At 68.2% G+C, this 19,657-nt stretch carries 23 protein-coding genes; 21 read left to right on the top strand and 2 right to left on the bottom strand.

The genetic code is table 11. The features are described from left to right. Positions 1-42: 42 nt before the first annotated feature. Positions 43-1,734 carry a long-chain fatty acid--CoA ligase gene (locus tag ACEOAB_RS08115; RefSeq protein WP_413748797.1) on the bottom strand — a complete coding sequence of 564 codons (1,692 nt, stop codon included), beginning with the start codon at positions 1,732-1,734 and terminating at the stop codon, positions 43-45. A gap of 227 nt (positions 1,735-1,961) precedes the next feature. Between ACEOAB_RS08115 and ACEOAB_RS08110 the strand changes: the two genes are divergently transcribed. Both ACEOAB_RS08110 and ACEOAB_RS08105 read left to right on the top strand, forming a co-directional pair. Beyond that, the gene (locus ACEOAB_RS08110; protein ID WP_495653587.1) at positions 1,962-2,402 is read left to right on the top strand and encodes an OsmC family protein; all 441 of its coding nucleotides are present in this window, start codon (positions 1,962-1,964) and stop codon (positions 2,400-2,402) included. Between the two features lie 43 nt (positions 2,403-2,445). Next, the gene (locus tag ACEOAB_RS08105) at positions 2,446-3,414 is read left to right on the top strand and encodes a Bug family tripartite tricarboxylate transporter substrate binding protein (protein WP_495653586.1); all 969 of its coding nucleotides are present in this window, start codon (positions 2,446-2,448) and stop codon (positions 3,412-3,414) included. Positions 3,415-3,434: 20 nt separating this feature from the next. Here ACEOAB_RS08105 and ACEOAB_RS08100 read toward each other — a convergent pair whose 3' ends face one another. After that, entirely contained in the window at positions 3,435-4,157 is a 723-nt protein-coding gene (locus ACEOAB_RS08100) for a Crp/Fnr family transcriptional regulator (protein WP_413748795.1), read from the bottom strand. 142 nt (positions 4,158-4,299) lie between these two features. On the opposite strand from ACEOAB_RS08100, the gene ACEOAB_RS08095 reads away from it, so the two are divergent. The 19 genes from ACEOAB_RS08095 to ACEOAB_RS08005 all read left to right on the top strand — a co-directional run bounded on the left by ACEOAB_RS08095 (position 4,300) and on the right by ACEOAB_RS08005 (position 19,656). Next, a complete protein-coding gene (locus tag ACEOAB_RS08095) occupies positions 4,300-4,809 on the top strand; it encodes an ester cyclase (RefSeq protein ID WP_007833966.1) in 510 nt (169 codons plus the stop codon). Further along, entirely contained in the window at positions 4,806-5,579 is a 774-nt protein-coding gene (locus tag ACEOAB_RS08090) for an SDR family NAD(P)-dependent oxidoreductase (RefSeq protein WP_413748794.1), read from the top strand. Before ACEOAB_RS08095 ends, ACEOAB_RS08090 begins: the two co-directional genes overlap by 4 nt. A 313-nt stretch (positions 5,580-5,892) precedes the next feature. Then, positions 5,893-6,966 carry an MBL fold metallo-hydrolase gene (locus ACEOAB_RS08085; protein ID WP_413748793.1) on the top strand — a complete coding sequence of 358 codons (1,074 nt, stop codon included), beginning with the start codon at positions 5,893-5,895 and terminating at the stop codon, positions 6,964-6,966. 36 nt (positions 6,967-7,002) lie between these two features. Continuing rightward, positions 7,003-8,346: an MFS transporter gene (locus ACEOAB_RS08080; protein ID WP_413748792.1), complete on the top strand. Its 1,344-nt coding sequence runs from the start codon at positions 7,003-7,005 to the stop codon at positions 8,344-8,346. A gap of 464 nt (positions 8,347-8,810) precedes the next feature. Further along, positions 8,811-9,449 carry a hypothetical protein gene (locus ACEOAB_RS08075; protein ID WP_495653585.1) on the top strand — a complete coding sequence of 213 codons (639 nt, stop codon included), beginning with the start codon at positions 8,811-8,813 and terminating at the stop codon, positions 9,447-9,449. Beyond that, positions 9,446-10,183 (top strand): tetratricopeptide repeat protein, encoded by a 738-nt coding sequence (locus ACEOAB_RS08070; protein ID WP_413748790.1) that lies wholly within the window; start codon positions 9,446-9,448, stop codon positions 10,181-10,183. Before ACEOAB_RS08075 ends, ACEOAB_RS08070 begins: the two co-directional genes overlap by 4 nt. 29 nt (positions 10,184-10,212) lie before the next feature. After that, the gene (locus ACEOAB_RS08065) at positions 10,213-10,650 is read left to right on the top strand and encodes a hypothetical protein (RefSeq protein ID WP_413748789.1); all 438 of its coding nucleotides are present in this window, start codon (positions 10,213-10,215) and stop codon (positions 10,648-10,650) included. 82 nt (positions 10,651-10,732) lie between these two features. Continuing rightward, positions 10,733-11,512 (top strand): GntR family transcriptional regulator, encoded by a 780-nt coding sequence (locus ACEOAB_RS08060; protein ID WP_413748788.1) that lies wholly within the window; start codon positions 10,733-10,735, stop codon positions 11,510-11,512. Then, positions 11,509-12,312 (top strand): transporter substrate-binding domain-containing protein, encoded by an 804-nt coding sequence (locus tag ACEOAB_RS08055; protein WP_413314113.1) that lies wholly within the window; start codon positions 11,509-11,511, stop codon positions 12,310-12,312. The genes ACEOAB_RS08060 and ACEOAB_RS08055 overlap by 4 nt, the downstream gene beginning before the upstream one ends. Before the next feature lie 115 nt (positions 12,313-12,427). After that, positions 12,428-13,090 carry an amino acid ABC transporter permease gene (locus tag ACEOAB_RS08050; RefSeq protein WP_413748787.1) on the top strand — a complete coding sequence of 221 codons (663 nt, stop codon included), beginning with the start codon at positions 12,428-12,430 and terminating at the stop codon, positions 13,088-13,090. 22 nt (positions 13,091-13,112) lie between these two features. Next, complete coding sequence (locus ACEOAB_RS08045) at positions 13,113-13,766, top strand: amino acid ABC transporter permease (RefSeq protein WP_007829575.1); 654 nt, start codon at positions 13,113-13,115, stop codon at positions 13,764-13,766. After that, positions 13,750-14,535, top strand: a complete 786-nt coding sequence (locus ACEOAB_RS08040) for an amino acid ABC transporter ATP-binding protein (RefSeq protein WP_413748786.1) — start codon at positions 13,750-13,752, stop codon at positions 14,533-14,535. The genes ACEOAB_RS08045 and ACEOAB_RS08040 overlap by 17 nt, the downstream gene beginning before the upstream one ends. A gap of 197 nt (positions 14,536-14,732) precedes the next feature. After that, the gene (locus tag ACEOAB_RS08035; RefSeq protein ID WP_056587543.1) at positions 14,733-15,224 is read left to right on the top strand and encodes a P-loop nucleotide/nucleoside kinase family protein; all 492 of its coding nucleotides are present in this window, start codon (positions 14,733-14,735) and stop codon (positions 15,222-15,224) included. Positions 15,225-15,251: 27 nt separating this feature from the next. Continuing rightward, entirely contained in the window at positions 15,252-15,806 is a 555-nt protein-coding gene (locus ACEOAB_RS08030) for a GNAT family N-acetyltransferase (protein WP_413748785.1), read from the top strand. Continuing rightward, positions 15,803-16,384, top strand: coding sequence for a DUF1439 domain-containing protein (locus tag ACEOAB_RS08025; RefSeq protein WP_495653584.1), 582 nt, complete (start codon positions 15,803-15,805; stop codon positions 16,382-16,384). The genes ACEOAB_RS08030 and ACEOAB_RS08025 overlap by 4 nt, the downstream gene beginning before the upstream one ends. Continuing rightward, a complete protein-coding gene (locus ACEOAB_RS08020; protein WP_413748783.1) occupies positions 16,381-17,373 on the top strand; it encodes a glycerophosphodiester phosphodiesterase in 993 nt (330 codons plus the stop codon). The genes ACEOAB_RS08025 and ACEOAB_RS08020 overlap by 4 nt, the downstream gene beginning before the upstream one ends. After that, complete coding sequence (locus ACEOAB_RS08015; RefSeq protein ID WP_413748782.1) at positions 17,370-17,648, top strand: hypothetical protein; 279 nt, start codon at positions 17,370-17,372, stop codon at positions 17,646-17,648. Before ACEOAB_RS08020 ends, ACEOAB_RS08015 begins: the two co-directional genes overlap by 4 nt. Before the next feature lie 23 nt (positions 17,649-17,671). Continuing rightward, positions 17,672-18,064, top strand: coding sequence for a hypothetical protein (locus ACEOAB_RS08010; protein WP_413748781.1), 393 nt, complete (start codon positions 17,672-17,674; stop codon positions 18,062-18,064). Between the two features lie 77 nt (positions 18,065-18,141). Continuing rightward, positions 18,142-19,656 (top strand): TolC family protein, encoded by a 1,515-nt coding sequence (locus tag ACEOAB_RS08005; protein ID WP_495653583.1) that lies wholly within the window; start codon positions 18,142-18,144, stop codon positions 19,654-19,656. Position 19,657: the final 1 nt, after the last annotated feature.

The following is a 19,657-nucleotide window of genomic DNA, read 5'->3' as shown; positions in this document are numbered from 1 at the left end:
CCGCGCTGCCGCTTTCCTCACGGCTTGCCGACGATCGTTTGCCTATGCGCCCTCCTCCTCCTGCAGCAGCCGCCACATCACCTTGCCGCTGCCGCTCTTGGGCAGCGCATCGACGAACTGCACCTTGCGCGGGATCTTGTAGACCGCCATGTTCTCGCGGCACCAGTCGATGATCTCCTGCTCGGTGGTGTCCTTGTGCGTGGCGCGCAGCACCACCACGGCCTTGACCGACTCGCCGCGGTAGGCGTCCTTGGTCGAGATGACGCAGGCCTCCTGGATCGCCGGGTGGCGGAACATCAGCAGCTCGACCTCGGCCGGCCACACCTTGAAGCCGCTCGCATTGATCATGCGCTTCAAGCGGTCGGTGATGAAGAAGTAGCCGTCCTCGTCCATGCGACCCATGTCGCCCGAGCGGAAGAAGCGCTTGCCCTCGAACTCGACGAAGGCGGCGGCCGTGGCGTCGGGGCGCTTCCAGTAGCCCTGGAACACCTCGGGGCCGTGAATGATGATCTCGCCCGATTCGCCGATGGGCATTTCGGCCAGCGTGTCGGGGTCGACCACGCGCGCGTCGGTGCTCATGAACGGGATGCCCAGGCACTGCTGCTTGGGATGGTCCGACGGGTTGGTGTGCGACGGCGCGGCGGTCTCGGTGAGGCCGTAGCCCTCCTGGTACTTCAGGCCGTACTGCTCGAGCAGGCGCTGCGCCACGGCCTGCGGCATGGCCGCGCCGCCGCCGCCGATGTAGGTCATGCTCGACAGGTCGTAGCTCGCGAAGTTGGGGCTGGCCATGAGGTCGATGACCATGGTCGGAATGTTGGTCCAGGCCGTCACCTTCCAGCGCGAGATGAGCCGGCCGGCCACGTCGCGGTCCCAGCGCGGCATGATGATCAGCGTGGCCGCCGCCAGGATCGCCGTGTGCATCATGCTCACCACGCCCGTGATGTGGAACATGGGCACCACGGCCAGCACCACCGTCTCGGATGTCGACCCGCCCCACAGCTGCCCGGCCACCGCGTTGTGCATCAGGCTCGAATGGTGGTGCACGCAGCCCTTGGGCAGGCCGGTGGTGCCGCTGGTGTAGGGCAGCAGCGCCATGTCGTTGGCGCCCACCACGTGCTCGGGCGGCGGGTGGTTGGCTTCGAGTGCGTCGGTCCACGCGATGGTCTTGCCGCCGTCCAGCGCGGGCAGCGGGTGGCGGGTGGTGAGCCAGTCTTTCCAGGCGGGTGCCGGAGCGTCGTCGCCCGATGCATCGGCGTCGAAGGCATCGGTGAACTGGGTCACGACCATGTGGTCGAGCCGCTGCTCCGCGGGCAGCGCATTGCTGGCCTTGGCCAGCTCGCCCGCCAGGTCGCCGGTGATGATGGCCACCTTGGCGTCGGAGTCGGTGATGTAGTGCTTGAGCTCCTCGGCCCGGTTCATCGGGTTGACCGGCACCACGACGGCATTGGCGCGCAGGATCGCGAAATGCGCGATCACCAGTTGCGGGCAGTTCTGCATGTCGAGGATCACGCGGTCGCCGCGCTTCACGCCCAGCGCATGCAGCGCGCCCGCCAGGCGTTCCGCCTGGGCGGCGAAGTCGCGGTAGGTGGTCACGCGGCCGAAGAACACGAGCGCGGGCTTGTCGGGGTAGCGTGCGGCCGAGGTGGCCAGGTTGTGCCAGAGCGAGGTGGCGGGGACGGTGATCGAGTGAGGGAGGCGTTTGGGCCAGAACTTGTAATGCGGGCGTTGTTGCATGGTGAGTACAGGCGGGGGAAAGGAAAAAGCGACAGCTCGCCAGACTAAGCCGCCACGGCCGCCGCTCCCATGGGGGAAGCCCCCCGGAGCGTCGCCTAGGTGACGCCCATTCTTCTGACGCCGCTCCCCCTTCGAGCCTCCGCACGCGCCGTACGACTACAGACAGCCGCCGGTTTCTGGGCGAACCTGCCGTTCCCTCCACACACCACCCAAGCGAAGGAACCGACATGCCAGCAGACAAGCACGCAAGCGTCCACTGGGAAGGCGCCGGCAAGACCGGCAAGGGCCAGGTCAGCACCGAGACCGGCGCCCTGAAAGACTACCCCTACGGCTTCGCGAGCCGCTTCGAGGACGACAAGCGCGGCACCAACCCCGAGGAGATCGTCGGCGCGGCGCATGCCGCCTGCCTCACGATGGCCTTCGCCTTCGCGCTCGAACGCGAAGGCCTGACCGCCACACGCATCGACACCAAGGCCGCCGTGCGGCTGGCCAAGGACGGCGACGGCTTCAAGATCGACCGCATCCAGCTCGAGCTCGACGCGGCCGTGCCGAACCTCGATGAAGCCAAGTTCCAGCAGATCGCGGCCGCCGCCAAGGCCGGCTGCCCGCTGTCGAAGGCGCTGGCGAGCGTGCCCGAGATCACGCTGAAGGCCACGCTGGCCGGCTGAGCGCGCTGCCTATGATCGTCTCCTCACAAGAAGGAGACGGATCATGAACAACACGACTGCCCGGACCGCGCTCGCGGTCCTTTCCCTTGCCATTGGCGCCACGGCGATGGCCGCCTACCCCGACAAGCCGATCAAGGTCGTCATCGGCTTCCCGGCCGGCGGCCCGCTCGACCAGCATGCGCGCCTGCTCACCGACAAGCTGCAGGCCGTGCTCGGCCAGCCGCTGATCGTCGACTACAAGCCCGGCGCGGGCGGATCGGTGGGCGCCGACGCGGTCGCCAAGAGCCCGGCCGACGGCTACACGCTCATGCTGGCCAACACCGGCGTGGCCGTGATCAACGGCGCGCTTTACAGCAAGCTGCCCTACAACACGCAGCGCGACTTCGTTCCCATCGCGCGCACCGCCATGCAGCCGCTGGCGCTGCTGGTCACGCCGAAGCTGCCGGTGCAGAACCTCAGGCAGTTCGTCGACTACGCCAAGGCGCGGCCCGGCCAGGTCAACTACGGTTCGGCCGGCAACGGCGGCATCAGCCACCTCGTGCCCGAGATGTTCAAGACCGCGACGGGCATCTTCATGGTGCACATCCCGTACCGCGGCAGCGCGCCCGCCTTTACCGACCTGATGGGCGGGCAGGTGCAGTTCATGGCCGAGTCGATCCCGCAGGCGGCCAACTACCACAAGCAGGGCAAGGTGCGCGCGCTGGCCGTGACCAGCCGCGAGCGCAACCCCGCCCTGCCCGACGTGCCGACCGTGATCGAGTCGGGCTTCAAGGGCTTCGAGGTGGTGGGCTTCTATGGCTTCTTCGCGCCGAAGGACACGCCGAAAGACGTGGTCGCCAGGCTCGGCGAAGCGTTCAGGCAGGTGCTGACCAGCCCCGAGGTGCGCGAGCGCATGGTGAGCCAGGGTGCCGACCCGGCCTTCCTGGGCAGCGAGGACTTCGCGCGCTTCCTGGCCGCCGAAACGCCGCGCTGGGAGAAGGCGGTGAAGGCCTCCGGCGCGCGGATGGATTGAACCGGAGCCCGCCGGCGCGTTCAGCTCGGCGTGGCCGCGTGCCGCTCCAGCTGCGCGCGGCTGAGCAGCTCGATGCCGCGGTAGCGCACGCGCAGCGTGCCATCTTCCTCCCACAGCTTCAGCTGCCGGTTCACGCTCTGGCGCGACACGCCGAGCATGAACGACAGGTCTTCCTGCGACACGCCGAGCAGCGTGCCGCCGCCCTCGCCCTCGCCCGGGCTCGATGCGCGCGCGTCCAGCGTCAGCAGCCGGTGCGCGAGCCTCACCGACAGCGGCATCAGGATCACGTCGTCGATCCACGCCAGCGCCTGGCGCAGGCGCAGGCACACCAGCCGCGTGAAGGCCATGTGCACGTCGGGATGCTCGGCCACCAGCCGGTGGAAGTCGGCCGCCGCGACCACGGCCATCTCGGTCGTGTCGACCGCGCAGGTGTCGTAGACGCGCTCTCGCCCCACCAGCAGCGACACCTCGCCGAACCAGTGCCCGGGCTCGAGCATGGCAATCACCGCCTCGCGCCCGCCCGTCGCCACCACGCTCACGCGCAGTGAACCGCTGACCACACCGAACAGCGCATCGGGCCGCGAACCCTTGTGGAACAGCGACTCGCCGCGCGCCAGCGTGCGCCGGTGCGCCACCGCGAGCAGCCGCTGCTGCACGTCGTCGGCCAGCCGCATGTCGCCGTTGTGCGCCGGTGTCGACGGCGCATCCGGCTTGCTGCTGGAAGAGAGGGGCGTGCGTGGCATCGCGGGTTTGTCCGGAGCGGCGATTGCCAACACCGGACAGTCTTGTCTCGAGGGCGTGCCGATAGTACGCAGCGAGCCCGGGCCGGCGCATTCGCAGCAACCCGATGTCACCTGTCGTCCCTGTCACATGGAGCACACCCCGATGAACACACAACGCACCGAACTTCAAGCCCGCCGCGAGCGCCTCGTGCTCGATCACTTCGCCGACGAAACCCGGCAGGACTTCGACGCCGTGCTCGGCACCTTCCCGCACCCGCACTACGAGCTGATCCCAAGCGGCGAGGTGCACGACGGCATCGCCGACGTGCGCCAGTACTACACCGACACGCGCCGCGCCTTTCCCGATCAGCGCCACGAGATCATCCAGCTGCGGCACGCCGACGATTCGGTGGTCGTCGAGTTCTGGCTGCTGGGCACGCATCGCGGCCCGCTCAAGGGCCTGCCCCCGACGGGCAACAGCTTTCGCTGCCGCATGAATGCCTTCTTCATCTTCGAAGGCGACCGGCTGGTGTGCGAGCGGGTGTACTTCGACACGCTGACGATGCTGCGGCAACTGCTGGCCGGCGTACCCGCGGAGCATGTGGCCGCGCTGATGGGCGCACTGCTGGGCCAGCCCGCAGCCGCACGCCCGCAAGAAGCGGCAGCCGCATGACTGCGCTGCGCAACGATGCGCTCGCGGGCCGCCACGCCGTCGTGACGGGCGGCGCGCGCGGCATCGGCCTGGCGATTGCGCGTCGCTACCTCGCGGCCGGCGCCAGCGTCGCGCTGTGGGACCTCGATGCGTCGGTGCTGGCGAATGCACTGCAAACGCTCTCACCGCTCGGCACCGCGACCTCAGCGGTCGTCGATGTGCGCGACGAAGACCAGATTGCCCGCGCGGCTTCGCAGTCGCAGGAGCGCTTCGGCGGCATCGACATCCTGGTCAACAACGCGGGCGTGCTCGGCCCGACCGTGCCGGCCTGGGAGCACACGCCCGCACAGTGGCGCAACGTGCTCGACATCAACCTGACGGGCGCGTGGCTGTGCTGCCGCGCGGTGGCGCCGGTGATGCTTGCGCAGCGACGCGGGCGCATCGTCAACATCGCCTCGGTCGCCGGCAAGGAGGGCAACGGATTCAATGCCGCGTACTCGGCGTCGAAGGCGGGGCTCATCGCGCTGACCAAATCGCTCGGCAAGGAGCTGGCTTCTTCGGGCGTGCTGGTGAACTGCATCACGCCGTCTGCGGCCGACACCGAGGTGTTCGCGGCCGTGCCTGCGGAGCACCGCGAACAGCTGCGGACTGCGCTGCTGTCGCGCGTGCCGATGGGGCGCTTCGTCGAGGTCGATGAAGTGGCTGCCATGGCTGCATGGCTTGCATCGGATGAATGTTCGTTCAGCACGGGCGCGGTGTTCGACATATCCGGCGGGCGGTCGATGTACTGAAGGGGGCATTCGGGGCGTGTGCACAGGACACCGGGTACTCCCCTCCGCGAATGTCCCCCGGGGCTTCGCCCCTCCTCCTTTATTTCGCTGCGGGGAGCACCCGATGCCCTGTGCACGATGGGCGCTCTGCACATGCCGGCGGTTCAACCGCTCTGCTGAACGCTCACGCCGATGGGGTGCCTTGCGCAGCGAAATAAAGGAGGAGGCCGCAGGCCGGGGGACATTCGCGGAGCAAGGTACCCCGTCGGCGTGAGCGCCCCCCGAACAACGCACAACGAATCGAAGAGCAAGACTTCATCTCCAGGAGACGATCATGACCCGAGACCCCGAACCCACCGGCTTCGCACAACTGACGGAATTCAACGGCGCACGCAACGCCGCCATGCCGCAAGACCGCCTGCGCGCCATCCGTCACGGCGCCGAGGCACTGCGCGAACAACTGCTCGACGCGCCGCCGGTGCGCTTTGCGCGCAGCTTCAACCTGCTGCGCATTCCGTACCCCGCGTGGTTCGCCTTTACCGGCGTGTACTCGCAGCAACTGCTCAAGCCGCACATGGTCCACCTGCTGGCGCGCACCGTGCTGATCCAGTACGACGACTTCGAGGGCCGCCTGCGTACGCTGCTGTTCACGCCGGCCGACTTCGAGGCCGGCAACGAAACGCCCTACTTCAAGCGCCTGAGCGAACAGACGCCGAAGTTCCTGCACAAGGCCATCGCGCCGGTCTACCAGACTGTGCCGCAGGCGCTGGCGAGCTGCGGCATCGCGCCGGAGCAAGTCGACTACATCACCTACGACCACCTGCACACGCAGGACGTGCGCCGCTGGCTCGGCAACGCCGGCACGCCGGGCCTGCTGCCCAACGCAAGGCTGCTGGTGCACCGCCAGGAGCTCGCGAACGTGCAGGGCCTGCTGCCGATACAGGCCGAGTGGTACTGCCCGCGCGGCCTCGACGGCGTGCCGGCCGAACGCATCGTCGCCTTCGACGGCAGCATCCAACTGGGCCGCGGGCTCGCTCTGGTGCACACGCCGGGCCACACCGAGGGCAACCATTCGCTGGTCTACCGCACCGGCGACGGCCTGCGCGCGAGCAGCGAGAACGGCGTGGCGGCCGACAGCTGGGCGCCTTTGCAGTCGCGGCACAACGGCATCCGCCGCTATGCGCAGGCCACGGGCGCGGAGGTGATTCTCAACGGCAACACGCAGGAGGGCAGCAACGACCAGTACCTGTCGATGGTGCTGGAGAAGACCCTCGCCGGCACCTCGTCCTCGCACGGGTTCAGCAACGTGGTGCCGTCGGCCGAATGTTCGCCGCACTGGCTGTTTCCGGGTGCGCCGGCCAGCCACCTGTGGGGCGAGACGAGCTTCGGTGCGCCCACGGTCGCCTGAAGCATCTCGGGCAGGAACAACAGAAGGAGACACACGATGAACACCGCCACTCTCGACGCAGCGGATGCGCGCACCCCGGCAGCGGATACCGTCGCACGCGACGACGCAGCGCTCTTCCGCAGGATCACATGGCGCCTGATGCCGCTGCTGTGCGCCTGCTACGTGCTGAACTACCTCGACCGCACCAACGTGGGCTATGCGCAGCTGCAGATGAAGGACCAGCTCGGCTTCAGCGATGCGGTGTTCGGCCTGGGCGCGGGCATCTTCTTCATCGGCTATGCGGTGTTCGAGATTCCGAGCAACCTGATGCTCGCGAAGATCGGCGTGCGCGCGACGCTGCTGCGCATCATGGGCCTGTGGGGGCTGGCGTCGGCGGCGATGATGTTCGCGACCACGCCCACGCAGTTCTACGTGCTGCGCTTTTTCATCGGCGTGTTCGAGGCCGGCTTCGCGCCGGGGGTGCTGTTCTACCTGACGCTGTGGTTCCCCTCGCACCGCCGCGCGCAGGCCACCGCGCTGTTCTTCATGGCCTTCGGCGCCGCACCTATCGTGGCGGGCCCCATCGCGGGGCTCACGATGACGTATCTCGACGGCGTGCTGTCGCTGCGCGGCTGGCAGTGGCTGTTCCTGCTCGAAGGGATTCCGAGCGTGCTGCTCGGCGTGGCGGCTTTCCGCTGGCTGTCGAACAGCCCGTCGCAGGCGGCCTGGCTGTCGCCGGCACAGAAGCAGCGCGTGGCGCGCCTGCTGGCCGAAGACCAGGCCGCCAACGGCGCCACCGGGCGTCACACCTTCGGCGCGGCGATGCGCGACGCCCGGGTGTGGCTGATCGGCTTCATGTCGTTCCTGATCATCCTCGGCATCTATGCGCTGTCGTTCTGGCAGCCCACGATCCTGAAGTCGATGGGGCTCAGCGTGCTGCAGATCGGCTTCTATTCGGTCGTTCCGGCGGTGGCGGGCATCGCGGCCAACATCGTCGTCGGGCGGCATTCGGACCGGCGCAAGGAGCGCCGCTGGCATTTCGCGCTGAGCGCGGTGGTGGGCGCGGCCGGGCTGGCGCTGACCACGCTGTTCATGCACAACGCCTTCGCCGCCGTGCTGTGCCTGGCACTGGCGGCCATGGGCATTTCCGCCGCGTTCACCGTGCTCTGGTCGGTGCCCGGCAATTTCATGTCGAAGAGCGCCGCGGCCGCGGGCATCGCGCTCATCAGCACCATCGGCGGCAGCGCGGGGCTGGTGGCGCCGATGATGGTCGGCGCGCTCAAGACGCTGACGGGCGGGTTCACCGCCAGCCTGTACGTGCTGAGCGGGGCGCTGGTGCTGTCGGCATTGCTCATGCTTGTGGCACTGCCGGCCAGCGCGCTGGGGCGCAACAAGGGCTGACGCCGGTGCGGCCCGGCCGGCCGCAATCCATTTCGGTGCAGCACGTCGGCATATCAACCCGCGCCTAGCCGGCGGGCGAAGTCCGGGCACAGATGAAGCACAGCACTGCCGGCGTGCACGGCGGCTGACACCGGCCAGGAGCGCGGTACTGACGTCATCGCCACGCACGATGCGCCCTGCGACTACAGACAGGCGCGCCCGGATGGATTGACCGACCGGCCCGGCCGCGCGCCCGCCGGCACCGGTGCCAACTTCTTTGCAATTGCCTTGCCCGATGCGCAAGCGCGCCCGCCCGACGCTTCCAAGCCTCTTATAGTGCCCACACCTTGTCGCATGGAGGGCGGCCTGCATCGCCAGTGACGACAAGGGCAACGCAATCAAATGGGAGGAATCGCGCAATGCGCACACATCAAGACCACATCGGCTTCGGCCGCCGCATGGCGACCCTGACTTGCTTCACAGCCATGTCTTTCTCGGCCGGTGCCGCCGGCACGGCGCCCGCCAACCTCGCGCCCGACCTGGACGCAGCGAAGACGGCGCTCACCGCATTCGCGCAATGCGATGCGTCGTTTTTCACGTTGCTGGGCCAGAAGCCGCAGCTCTTCGGATCGGGCGTCGAAGTTGCCATGAATGGCACGATGGCGGCCCCTGCGGTGGCGGACCCGCGGTCGGAGAAAGGACAGCGACAGTCTTTCGCCCGGCCGATCGACGTGGCGGGCCTGCGCCTGGTCGCCTGGCGCAACGAGGTGAGCTATGACGCGACGATGGGCGCGTTCCTCTGGTGGGGTTTCGACGTCGAAGGCACGCCCGATACGGCCGCGACTGCCCTCAACAGCCTGCTGCAGCCGGCTCAGCGTGTCGTGAAGACCGGCGCCGAATGGGCTCGCGCGGAAAGCCGGCGAATCGGCGATCCCATGGACACATGGCGCCGTGGCGGCCAGTCCGGGTCGGTGACACAGAAGGGCACGGTCGAGCGCGTGCTGCTTATCGAAGCCGACAAGGCGCCCGGCCGGACCAAAGTCTCTTGCGCCTTGCAAGGCTCCGTCACGCCGCCCTTGCTGGAGCGCGTGCGTCCCGACCTTCCCGCGTCGCTGCAGCAATGAGCGAAACCAGCATCAAACTCGTCCTGGCCGCCGCGCTGGGACTGGCCGTCGCCGGCTGTGCGTCGGGACCCCTCACGGGCCAGGGCGCATGCCGTGCCGCCGGCAACCTGCCCCTGACCGCCAGCAAGGACGAGTATCAGCAACCGGACCGGGCCGTGGCGCTCTGGACCCGTTGCGTCGAGAACGGACCGCAGACCGCCATCCTGAAGGGCCTGGCGCTGAAGATGCGCAGCCACGCGAGAAGGCAGCTCGAACAGTACGACGAGGCGATCCGTGACCTCGAAGAATCCCAGCGTCTGATGCCACGCCGCGAGGCCTGGGACTTCATCAACCTAGCGTCGCTGTACCGGGACACAGGACAACCCGCCAAGGCACTCGAGTTGCTTCGCAAGATGCAGGACGAGCGGTTCGGCCTGTCGGGCATGCCGGCCTACTACCACCTGGGCAGGACCTTGAGCGATCTCAAGCAATGGCCCGAAGCGACCGAAGCCTTCACCGAGGGCCTGAGCTATCAACCGACCTATGCGTGGGCTTACCTGTACCGCGCCCTCGCGTACGACGCGCAGGGTCGGCGTGAATTGGCCAGGAAGGATCTCGATCGCGGCAAAGAATTGCTGGGCACCGACGCCAAGCCGGCCGATCGTGCGCAATTGCTTGCCTCGCTACGGCAACCACCCTTCGATGCGCTGCTTTCCCGGTACGGCTACGACAGCGAGACCTTCATTGCCAGATAGCCTCCAATAAACCCTTCAAGAGATTCCAGATGAAGAAAAGCACAGCACGCATCGCCATCCTCCTGCTTACCGCTGTGGCAGGGCATGCAGCCATGGCCGCCGACTACGGCAGCTACCGCGGCAAAGGCGGCATGGGCGCCTACAAGATCGAGTCGAACGTCTACGAGTACCACTACGACAAGGGCTTCACCGGGCCGGACGCAATGGGCTGGGACCCGAACCTCCAGTTCGCCTGGTCGCGCCTGGGTGCGGCGAAGACCTGCGGCATCCCGTACGACCGCGCGAACGCCGTCGCGCAGCTGATCAAGAAGTACCAGCAGGACGCGCTGATGCACGAAATGAACGGCATCGACTTCCACGCGGCGCAGAGCAAGGCCAACCCGAAATTCTGCACGTTGGAGCGCGTGGAGGAACTCAAGGCGGTGATTCCCGCCTTCGAGAAGGGCGACTTCCCGGCCAGGTTCTGAGGGCCTGAAGAGGCCGCTCAGCCTCTTTTTGGTGCACAGATCTTGCATACCAGTTGGCACAGAAGCTGCTGGTATGCAGGCCATGGCCACCTCCGCATCCCAAATCAGTGCACGCATCATCGAAGCGGTGATGGCGCAGAAGCTCGCGCCGGGTTCGCGCCTGGGCGAGCAGCAGCTGGCGATGCTGTTCGACTGCAGCCGCACCATCGTGCGAGAGGCGCTCACGCGGCTGGCGGCGCGCGGCATCGTCACGGTGAGCGCACGGCGCGGCTGGTTCGTCATCGAGCCCTCGCAGGACGAGGCGCGCGAGGCCTTCGAGGCGCGGCGCGTCATCGAACTGGGGCTGATCCGCAGCGCGGGCAGCGCCGGCAAGATCGACAAGACCGCACTGCGCGAGCTGAAAGCGCACCTTCAGCGTGAAAAAGCCGCACTGAAAGAGAGCGACGTCGGCAACCGCAGCTTTCTGCTGGGCGACTTCCATGTGTGCCTGGCCGAATGCCTGGGCAACACGCTGTTGGCCGACACGCTGCGCGACTACACCGCGCGCACCACGCTGATCGCCATGCTCTACCAGTCCACGCACGACGCGGTGCAGTCGGGCGAAGACCACGTGCAGATCGTCGCGGCGCTGGAGCGTGGCGACCCCGCCGCCGCCGAGGCGCTGATGGCCGCGCACATCGGCACGGTGCAGTCGGCGCTGCGCGTGCAGGCGCCCGCCGATCCTCTCGCGCAGCTGCGCGATGCGCTGGCGCCGCTGCAGAACACGAACACCGCCGCCGCAGCAGCGCCCAAGGGCAAGCGCCGCAAGGCGGCCGCATCCCCTGCTTCCGATTCTTCGACTTACCTAGGAGCCTTGCTATGACTTTCTCTTCTCCGTCCAAACGCCGCTTCGCGCTCGCACTGGCTTCGCTCGCCATGATGGCCGCCACGGGCGCCGCCCAGGCCCAGAACGCACTCGACAACGTGCTCAAGGCCAAGACCATCAAGATCGCCGTGCCGACCGACTACCCGCCCTACGGCTCGGTCGACAGGAACATGAAGCCCCAGGGCCTGGACATCGAGATGGCCGAGCTGATCGCCGCCAAGCTGGGCGTGAAGGTCGAGCTGGTGCCCGTGACCAGCGCCAACCGCATTCCGTACCTGCAGACCCGCAAGGCCGACCTCGTGATCTCCACGCTCGGCAAGAACGCCGAGCGCGAGAAGGTGATCGACTTCACCTCGGCCTACGCGCCCTTCTTCCAGGCCGTGTATGCGGCCAAGAGCATGAAGCTCACGAGCTTCGCCGACATGGCCGGCAAGACCGTCGCCGTGACGCGCGGCGCGATGGAAGACCAGGAACTGAACAAGGTCGCGCCGCCGAACGTCGACTACCGCCGCTTCGAGGACAACAACGCGACGATCGCGGCCTTCGTGGCCGGCCAGACGCAAACCATCGCGACCAGCGCGGCGGTCGCCGGCGACATGCTCGCCAAGAATCCGAAGGTGAGCGCCGAGTTCAAGCTGCTGCTGAAAGACAGCCCCTGCTTCGTCGGCGTCGCCAAGGGCGAAACCGCATTGAAGACCAAGGTCAACGAGATCATTGCCGCCGCCAAGAAGGACGGCACGCTGGACGCCATGTCGAAGAAGTGGCTCGGCAAGGCCGCCGGCGACCTGCCGGTGTAATTGGCTCTCCCCCATGCTTCGCGCACTTCGTGTCGCTGCGCACACCCCCTCGCCGGGGGCAACGCCTGCGGCCCGGCAAAGCCGGTTCCGCGGCGTTTCACGAACAGACTGACTTATGAACATCGAGTTTGATTTCGGCGCGGTGCTCTCCGAGTGGCCGCTGCTGCTTCGCGGCGTGGCGTGGACCATCGGCCTCACCGCCATCGGCACCGTGCTGGGCATGATCGTGGGCACCTTCTGCGCGTGGGCGCGTGCCAACGGCCCTGCATGGCTGCGCGCCATCGTGGGCACCTACGTGGAGCTGATCCGCAACACGCCCTTCATCGTGCAGCTGTTCTTCATCTTCTTCGGGCTGCCCGCGGCGGGCGTCAAGCTCACGCCGGAGACGGCGTCGATCATCGCGATGGTGATGAACCTCGGGGCCTACTCCACCGAGATCATCCGCGCCGGCATCGAGGCCACGCCCAAGGGCCAGATCGAAGCGGCCGTGAGCCTGGCGCTCAGCAAGGCGCAGGTGTTCACCCGCGTGGTGCTGCCGCCGGCGCTCAAGAAGGTGTGGCCCGCCATGGTGAGCCAGATCATCATCGTGATGCTGGGCTCGGCCGTGTGCGGGCAGATCTCCACCGAGGAGCTGAGCTATGCGGCCAACCTCATCCAGAGCCGCAACTTCCGCGCCTTCGAGGCCTTCATCGTCGCCACGCTGATCTACCTGGCCCTGGCGGTCGCGCTGCGGCGGCTGCTCAACTGGGCCGGGCCGAAATTCTTCTTCGGCCGCTGAACGCGGGAAAGCCACACACACCATGGTCGATTTTTCCCTCTGGGACATCCTGCGCAACCTGCTGATGGCACTGCGCTGGACTGTCGTGCTGTCGCTCATCGCCTTCATCGGCGGCGGGCTGGTCGGCGCCCTGCTGCTGTTCCTGCGCCTGCGCGGCGGCAGCGCCATGAACCGCGCCGTCGGCCTCTATGTGCAGCTGTTCCAGGGCACGCCGCTGCTGATGCAGCTGTTTCTCGCCTACTTCGGCATCGCGCTGTTCGGCGTCGACGTGTCGGCGTGGACCGCGGCCAGCGTGGCGCTCACGCTCTACACCAGCGCCTTTCTCACCGAGATCTGGCGCGGCTGCGTGGCCTCGATCCCGAAGGGCCAGTGGGAGGCCTCGGGCAGCCTGGCCCTGAGCTTCGCCGAGCAGATGCGCCATGTGATCCTGCCGCAGGCCGTGAAGATCGCGGTCGCGCCGACGGTGGGCTTCCTGGTGCAGGTGATCAAGGGCACGGCGCTCGCCTCGGTGATCGGCTTCGTCGAACTCACCAAGGCCGGCAGCATGATTTCGAACGCCACCTTCAAGCCCTTCGTGGTGTTCAGCTGCGTGGCCCTGCTTTATTTCGTGCTGTGCTTCCCCGTGAGCCTGTACGCCAAGAACCTCGAGAGGAAGACCCATGGCCGCCGCGCTTGAACCGCAACAACAGCAACCCGCCACCTCGGTGGGCGCCCCCATCGTGCGCATCACCGCGCTGCGCAAGTCCTACGGCACCAACGAAGTGCTGAAGGGCATCGACCTCGACGTGAAGCGCGGCGAGGTGATCGCCATCATCGGCAAGAGCGGCTCGGGCAAGAGCACGCTGCTGCGCTGCATCAACGGGCTCGAGGTGTTCCAGGAAGGTTCGCTCACCGTCGACGGCAAGCCGCTGCTGCACGAAAGCACCATGGCCATGCGCGAGCTGCGCCAGCGCGTGGGCATGATCTTCCAGAGCTTCAACCTGTTTCCGCACCTCACGGTCGGCAAGAACGTGATGCTCGCGCCCACACTGGTGAAGAAGCGCGGCGGCATGGAGGCGGCCTCGCAGGCGCGCAAGCTGCTCGACCGCGTGGGGCTGGCCGAGAAGTTCGACGCCATGCCCGACCAGCTTTCGGGCGGCCAGCAGCAGCGCGTGGCCATCGCGCGCGCACTGGCGATGGAACCGGCCGTGTTGCTGTGCGACGAGATCACCTCGGCGCTCGACCCCGAACTGGTGGGCGAGGTGCTGCGCGTGGTGGAATCGCTGGCCGACGAGGGCATGACGCTGCTGATGGTGACGCACGAAATGAGCTTCGCGCGCAAGGTCAGCGACCGCGTGATCTTCATGCACCAGGGCCGCGTGCACGAGATGGGACCGCCGGCGGAGCTGTTCGGGAATCCGCAGACGGCGGAGCTGAAGCAGTTCCTGTCGTCGCTGCACGATTGAGCCGCGGCCGTGGGCGGCTGCTATCCTTCGCCCATGGCCTGCCTGCGTACCGCGTCCATTATTCGACCCATCCGGAAGACGGTGGGTTAGCGCCCGGCACTTTGAACGACACATCAGGTACTCGCCATGCAACCCGCCCCACGAGGCGGGTTTTTCGTTTCCTGGGGCATTTTTCTTCCACCCTTCAGGAGATCGAAATGACACCACTCCCCCGCCCCGGGCTGCACATGGTCTGCGGCAAGATCGGCGCCGGCAAGTCCACGCTCACGCGGCAGCTCGCCGCCGCGCCGGGCACGGTGCTGATCAGCGAAGACGCGTGGCTCGCCGCTCTGTACCCCGACGAGATCCGCGAGCTGCCCGACTACGTGCGTTGCGCCGGCCGACTGAAGCAGGCCATGGCGGGCCACGTGGCCGACCTGCTCTCAGCCGGCATGTCGGTCGTGCTCGACTTTCCCGCCAACACGGTGGCCAGCCGCCAGTGGATGCGCGGCATCTTCGAGGCGGCCGGCGCGGCGCACAGGCTGCACTTTCTCGACGTGCCCGACGCAGTCTGCAAGGAGCGCCTGCGCGCGCGCAACGCGAGTGGCACGCATCCCTTCGAGACGACGGACGCGCAGTTCGACCAGATCAGCAGCCACTTCGCCGCGCCTTCGCCGCAGGAAGGCTTCGACGTCCTCAGGCATGCCTGAGGCCGGCGCCGCTATGCTCTGGCCCCGATGCAGATCGAACAAGCCAAGCCCTCCGAGGCCGCCACCGTAGCGGCCGTACTGAACGAAGCCGCCCGGTGGATCGCCGCCGAAGGCCGTCCGCTGTGGTCGGCCGCCGACGTCGCCTTCGAGCGCATCCAGCGCGACACCGATGCCGGCAGCTACTTCATCGCACGCGATGGCGGCGGTGCGGCCGGCGTGATGCGGCTCGACCTGGAAGACCCCGGTTTCTGGCCCGAGATGGAAGCCGGCACCTCGCTCTACGTGCACAAGCTCGCCGTGAGCCGGGCCTGGGCGGGACGCGGCGTTTCCGTGCGGCTGCTGGAGTTCGCACGCGAACGCGCCGTGCAGCTCGGCCGCCCGCACCTGCGGCTGGACTGCGTGGCCGACCGCGCGCCGCTGCGCTCGCTGTACGAGCGCTTCGGGTTTTCGCTGCACAGCGTGATCCGCAAGGGCGAAAGAGGCGAGCGCTCCTTCGCGCGTTACGAGATGCAGCCGGGAGCCGCCGGCGTCCCGCCGGACGCCGGGAAACTTCAGGCCTGTGGCAAGCTCGGAACCGTATGAACCACCGCAACCTGCTCCCCACCTCCCGCAGCAGGGTGCTGCGCGCTCTGCTGGGCGCCGCGGCCCTGCAGGCGCCCTTCGCGGCGCTGGCCGGCTTCAATTTCTTCACGAGCGAATACACCGCCACCCGCGAGGAGCTGCAGGTGCAGATCGCCAAGCGCTTTCCGGTGGCCGAGCGCTATGCCGAGATCTTCATGGTCGGGCTGCGCGATCCGCAGCTGGGTTTGGACGAACGCAACAATCGCGCAGCCATCACGGCCACGCTGACCATCGCGAGCCCGCTGCTCGCGGCTTCGCCGGTGCAGGGCGTGGTGTCGGTCAGCAGCGCACTGAAATACGACGCAGCTGCGCGCGCGCTGCGGCTCGACCAGCCCAAGGCCGAGCGCATCGAACTGCAGGGTATCGAAGGCCGCGATGCCGAGCGGCTGCAAAAGATCGGCGCGCTGGTCGCACAAGAGCTTCTGCAGGGCCAGGTGCTGCGCAGCTTCACGGCCAACGAACTGACGGTCGGGCGCAAGACCTACGAGATCGGCGACATCACTGTGCAAGACGACGGCATCAAAGTGCAGCTCAAATGAAATACGCCCTCCTCGCCTCCGCCCTGCTCGTCGCCGGCTGCGCCGCCATCGCACCCACGGCCAAGCAGCACTTCGACCTCGAAGCCCACCGCGGCGGACGCGGGCTGGCACCCGAGAACACGCTGGCCGCGTTCTCCAACGCCATCGACCTGGGCGTGACCACGCTCGAACTCGACATCGGGCTCACGGTCGATGGCGTGGTCGTGATCTCGCACGACACCTCGCTCAACCCCGACCACACGCGCGACGCCAGCGGCGCCTGGCTGCCACCGAACAGCGGCGCGTCGATCCGCTCGCTCACGCTGGCGCAGCTGCAGACCTACGACGTGGGCCGCCTCAATCCGGCGAGCAACTACGGCAAGCAGTTCGCGCTGCAGCAGCCGCGCGACGGCGAGCGCATCCCGACGCTGGCCGCGCTGTTCGCGCAGGTGCAGGCGCGTGGCGCCGAAGCAGCGACGGTGCGCTTCAACATCGAGACCAAGATCGATCCGACCAAGCCGGAGGAAACCGCCGCGCCCGAGCCGATGGTGCGCGCGCTGCTCGCCGAGATCGACAAGGCGAAGATGGCCGACCGCGTGACGATCCAGAGCTTCGACTGGCGCACGCTGGCGCTGGTCGGCCGGCTCGCGCCGCAGTTGCCGCGCGCCTACCTCACGACGGCCCGCACGCTGAAGGACAGCCGCTGGACGGCCGGCCACGACGCGGCGGGTTTCGCGTCGGTGCCGCAGATGGTCAGGGCCGCTTCGGCCAATGCACCCGGTCCGGTGATCTGGTCGCCGGCCTTCGCCGACCTCACGCCCACCGTCATCAAGGAAGCGCAGAAGCTCGGCCTGAAGGTGCTGCCCTGGACGGTGAACCAGCGTGCCGACATGCAGCGGCTGATGGACTGGGGCGCGGACGGGATCATCACCGACTACCCGGACATCCTGCGCGACCTGATGCGAGAGCGCGGGCTGTCGCTGCCGCCGCCCGGGAAGACCACGCCATGAGCGCCGCATCGCAGCTCGACGCCATCGCCGCGCGCATCGCGGCGCTGCGCACCGACTCCGGCGGCTCCATCACCACGCTGTCGAACGAAGCACGCAACAGCACCGAATTGCTCGGCGCCCTGCCCCCGCGCTATGGCGAGGTGCTGCTGAGCCTGCTCGACCGGCTGGAGTCGAGCGCGCTCTTCAGCGAGGAAAGCTGCTCCTTCAGCCAGAAGGACCTGCTCGACAACCTGCAGGTGTGGCTGGACAAGGCCCGCGGCCAGCTGGTGTCTTAGGGCGCAGGTTTATCATCCCGCCCATGCGCACCCTGCTGCTCGCCCTCATGATCGTCCTGCTGCCCATCCGCGGCTGGCTGGGCGACGCGATGGCGGTCGAGATGATGCGGCATTCGCTGACGGCTGCGACAGCAGCCGTCTCGATGGCCAGCACGGCCACCGAGGCCCATTGCCATGAGGCGATGGAGGCCGGCAACGGCATGGACATGTCCGGCCATGACAGCCACGACGACAGCGGCGCCGACCACGGGGGCTGTGGCACCTGCACCGCCTGCCAGGTCTGCCACACCGTGGCGCTCGGCGGCATGCCCCTCGTGGACATCGTGCATAGCGCGCCCCAGGCGCCGCCAGCGGCACACGCGGCCCGCTTCGCCAGTGCAGAGCCCGTTGCGGGCCTGAAGCCACCCATTTCCTGATCTCCCTGCCCGTAGTCCGTCCGCGGTGAGCCCGTTCCGGCTCGCGGCGTCCGTCGTATTGCTCATGGAGATCGAGCGTGAACCCCTTTGTTGGCCGGCAGCCTGCCGGCATCCATCGCTATCGCAAGCGCTGCGGCCTGCGTCCGCCCGGCGCCCGCAGGCCCCGGCTTTCATTCCTCAGGACCGGCGCCGTGCTGGCCGCAGCGCTGGCACTGGCCGGCTGCGCCAGCCTCGCGCCTGACGGCGGCAGCGCCGACGTGCAGGCGCTGGTCGACGGCAACCCGCTGATGGCAGGCGCCACGGCCCAGCGCGCACCGGATGAGGCCTCGCGCAAGCGCATCGACGAACTGCTCGCCGGGCCGCTCGACGCCGAGGCCGCCGTGCGCATCGCGCTGGCCAGCAGCCCGCGCGTGCAGGACGCCTTCGCCACCCTGCAGCTCAGCGATGCCGACCGCGTGCAGGCGCAGAGCCTGCCGAACCCGGTGTTCGCCTTCGGCCGCCTGACCGAGGGCAGCGAGCGCGAGATCGACCGGCTGCTGAGCTTCAACGTGGTGGGCCTGCTCACTCTGCCGTGGCAGGCGCGCTGGGCCGGCCAGCGGCACGAGTCGGCCAAGCTGCAGGCCGCGCAGAGCGTGCTGGTGCTGGCCGCCGACACGCGCCGCGCCTGGGTGCGCGCGGTGGCCGCGCAGCAGAGCGTGGTCTACCTGCGCGACGCGAGGGAGGCCACCGAAGCCGGTGCCGAACTCGCGCACCGCATGGCCCAGGTCGGCAACTGGAGCGCGCTGCAGCGCACGCGCGAGCAACTGCTGCTGGCCGATGCATCCGCGCAGCTCGCCCGTGCCGAACAGGCGGCCGTCGCCTCGCGCGAACAGCTCACCCGGCTGCTCGGACTGAGCGGCGACCGCGCCGCCAGGTACACCCTGCCCGACCGCCTCCCGCCGCTGCCCAAGGCAGCGCCCGAACTCGGCGACGTGCAGGCGCTCGCGTTGCGCGACCGGCTCGACGTGCGCTCGGCCCAGGCGCAGAACACGGCCATGGCCGGCTCGCTCGGTCTCACGCGCGCCACGAGCGTGATCAACGCGATGGAGCTCGGCGTTGCGCACAACAGCAAGTTCGACAACGGCGCCGACCGCTCGCACAGAACGCAGCGCGGCTTCGAGCTGGAGCTGCCGATTCCGATCTTCGACTGGGGCCAGGCACGCAGCGGACGCGCCGAGGCGCTGTACATGCAATCGGCCGCCCGCGTGCGCAACGTGGGCGTGCTGGCCGCGAGCGAGGCGCGCGAGGCATGGCAGGGCTGGAACACCGCCTACGCCCTCGCCCGCCGCTACCGCGACGAGGTGCTGCCGCTGCGCAAGAAGGTCAACGAGGAGATGGTGCTGCGCTACAACGGCATGCTCGCGAGCGTGTGGGAGCTGCTCGGCGAGACGCGCGCCAGCATGCTCGCGGTGAACGCGGGCATCGAGGCGCAGCGCGATTTTTGGCTGGCGGACACCGATCTGCAGCTGGTACTCACGGGGAGTTCGCCCGGTGGCATGACGGCGCTGCAGACCGCTGCGGCCGGTGACGCCCCCGCCACGGGAGGCCACTGAC

The organism is Variovorax sp. Varisp53 (assembly GCF_059491555.1).
Note: the sequence above shows the minus strand (reverse complement) of the source record. Positions and strands in the feature narration are given on the sequence as shown.